We start from the raw sequence: 2,648 nt of genomic DNA on the forward strand, positions 1-2,648 counted from the left end.
GCAAACGCACATTGTCGCGCACCGTGCGCCAGGGCAGCAGCGTCGAATCCTGGAAGACGAAGCCGACATCACGGCGCGTGCGCACCGCATGCGGCGTGTCGCCCAGCACGCTGATCGTGCCACCGAGCGGGTCGAGCAGGTCGGCGACCACGCGCAGCAGGGTCGACTTGCCGCATCCCGACGGGCCGAGGATCGACAGGAAGGAGCCGGCCGCGACCGTGAGGTCGAGGCCGGCGAGAACTTTCACCGCCGTCTGCCGGACGCCATAGCCGACATCCAGTCGGCTTGCCTCGATCGCGTTCGCCATCAGGCGGCGGGCGCGTCGAGCTTGGGCCGGTCGGCGGCCGACAGTTCGAGGATCTTGGTGGTGTAGACATCCGCGGCCGCCGGCCGGCCGTTCGGGTACTGGCCGACCTTGTCGAGCAGCGCCAGCTGCTCCTCGATGGAGGCGGGGTCGAACGTGCCCCAGCCGTCCTTGGCGGTGGCGCCGTCGAAGGAAAGCTTGAGAACGAGGTTGATCGTCTTTTCCTCCCAGCCGAGATCCATCTCCGGATAGGCGGCGACCATCTTCTTCACCGCTTCCTGCGGGTTGGCATGCACCCAGCCCCAACCCTTGGCGACGGCGCCGATGAACTTCGCCAGCGTGTCTGCATTCTCCTCGATCGCCTTGTCGGTGGCGAAATAGACATCGGCGTAGGAACTAAGCCCGAGATCGCGCACGAGGAGGTCGATGCGGTCGTCGCCGACGACGCTCAGCGCCTGCGTGTTGGTGATCCAGCCGCCGATGGCGTCGACATCGCCGCGCACCAGCGGCGCCTTGTCGAAGCCGACATTGACGATGGTGACTTCCGACGGATCGATGCCGTTCTTGGCCAGGATCTCGTCGATGACGAACCGCGCCGTCGGCTGGATGCCGATCTTCTTGCCTTTGAGGTCGGCAACGCCGCGGATCGGCTTCGCCGGCTTCGAGGTGAAGGCATAGGGTCCGGTGCGGAAGCCGCAGGCGATGATCTTCACCAGCACACCGCTGGCGCGCGCCGCGTAGAGCTGCGGCGTTTCCGAGAACTGGCCGAGCTGGGCGGCGCCCGAGACCACCGGCGGCACGGTCGCTGCGTTCGGCCCGCCGGGGCTGAACTCGACCTCCAGTCCGGCGTCCTTGAAATAGCCGTTGGCGACGGCCGCGATATCGCCGATCTGGCCGTTGGACATCAGCCAGTCATACTGGATGACGACCTTGCCGGCCGCTTTGGCGCCTGGCGTCAGCACCAACTGCATGCCGGCGGACGCGGCGGCAACGGCGGCGATGCCGGATTTCACGAAGCTTCGGCGGTTCATGTCGAAATGCTTGTTCCCACTCATTTTTCGCTCCTGTTGCAAGAGGTTTCTTCATTGCGCGCCGCTCCCACGGCGCGACGTCTACGGCTGTTCGTCGTGGTAGTCGCCGGGGCCGCCGTCGAGCCAGGCGTATAATTCCCAAAGCGTGTCGTCGGGATCGGTGAAGTAGGCGCAGCGCGCGTTCCAGACATAGTCTTCCGGCGGACCATAGAAGGGCACGCCCTTGGCGCTCAGCTCGCCATGCAGCCGGTCGATCTCGCCGGGGCTGTCGAGCCGCACCGCCACGCAGACCTTGTGCGCCTGGCGCGGCGATCTCAGCTTGGACACGCCGGTATGCCGGTTGATGTGGTCGATCTCCCAGGCGGCAAGCGTCACGCCCTCGCCATGGAAGTCGGCAAAACCCTCGGCGCGGCGGCGCAGCCGGAAGCCGAGCTTCTCGACATAGAACGCCACCGTGCGCTCGATGTCCTCGACGAGCAGGCAGACATCCGAAATTGCGTTTGTGTCCCCGATCGGCATTTTACTTTCCCTTGCCGGACTGTTTGCGCCGCGCTGCCGGCAGCTTGACGCCGACGCGCTCCGCCGCGCCGATGATGTGGGCGCGCATCGCTGCCTCGGCGGCGCTGGGATCGCCGGCGACCAGCGCTTCGTAGATGCGCACATGTTCGCCGACATTGACCTCGACCAGATCGTGCAGCGGGTTGGTCAGGCGGGCGTAGTGGATCGAGCGGCGGATCTGTTCGCAGACGAAGGAGATGAAGGTGTGGATGTAGCTGTTGCCGGTGGCGCGCGCGATCTCGCGGTGGAACAGAAGGTCCGCATCGATGCTGCCTTCCTCCCAGCGCTCCTCGCCGCTCATGCGGTCGAGCGCTGCCTTGATGGCGTCGAGGTGCTCCTGTCCGCGCCGCTCGGCGGCAAGTGCCGCGGATTCGGCCTCGAGGATGCAGCGCAGCTCGAACAGCCGCTCCATGTTCTCGCTGTCCTTCAGCGCCTCGCCGTCGATGCGGATCGAGGCGCGCTGCTCCGGCGCCAGCACGAAGGCGCCGACGCCTTGCCGGGCCTCGATCATGCCGTCGGCGCGAAGCTGGGCGATCGCCTCGCGCACCACGTTGCGGCTGACGCCGAACTTTTCCGAAAGCTCCTGTTCCGTCGGCAGCCGTGTGCCCGGATTGAGCTCGCCCGATTCGATCTCGCGGCTGAGGAAGGCAGCGACCCGGTGCGGCAGCGTTTCGACGGTGCCGATGGCGGCCAGTCTTTGCTTCATGGAACGGTCTCCGTTGGCGGCAGCTGTCAGCCGGGGTTCTTCAGAACCT

The 2,648-nt window shown here is 66.4% G+C and carries 4 protein-coding genes; all 4 read right to left on the reverse strand.

Annotation, left to right across the window (positions count from 1 at the left end; all coding sequences use genetic code 11):
• Window positions 1-307: ATP-binding cassette domain-containing protein (locus tag EN780_RS31710; protein ID WP_128276239.1), on the reverse strand; the 307-nt coding region annotated here is incomplete at its 3' end.
• A complete protein-coding gene (locus EN780_RS31715; protein WP_128276241.1) occupies window positions 307-1,335 on the reverse strand; it encodes an ABC transporter substrate-binding protein in 1,029 nt (342 codons plus the stop codon). The genes EN780_RS31710 and EN780_RS31715, both read right to left, overlap by 1 nt.
• 81 nt (window positions 1,336-1,416) lie before the next feature.
• Window positions 1,417-1,854: a VOC family protein gene (locus tag EN780_RS31720; protein ID WP_127393842.1), complete on the reverse strand. Its 438-nt coding sequence runs from the start codon at window positions 1,852-1,854 to the stop codon at window positions 1,417-1,419.
• A gap of 1 nt (window position 1,855) precedes the next feature.
• Window positions 1,856-2,599 carry a FadR/GntR family transcriptional regulator gene (locus EN780_RS31725; RefSeq protein WP_128276240.1) on the reverse strand — a complete coding sequence of 248 codons (744 nt, stop codon included), beginning with the start codon at window positions 2,597-2,599 and terminating at the stop codon, window positions 1,856-1,858.
• Between the last annotated feature and the right edge of the window lie 49 nt (window positions 2,600-2,648).

The organism is Mesorhizobium sp. M4B.F.Ca.ET.089.01.1.1 (assembly GCF_004022605.1).
Taxonomy (GTDB): Bacteria; Pseudomonadota; Alphaproteobacteria; order Rhizobiales; family Rhizobiaceae; genus Mesorhizobium; species Mesorhizobium abyssinicae.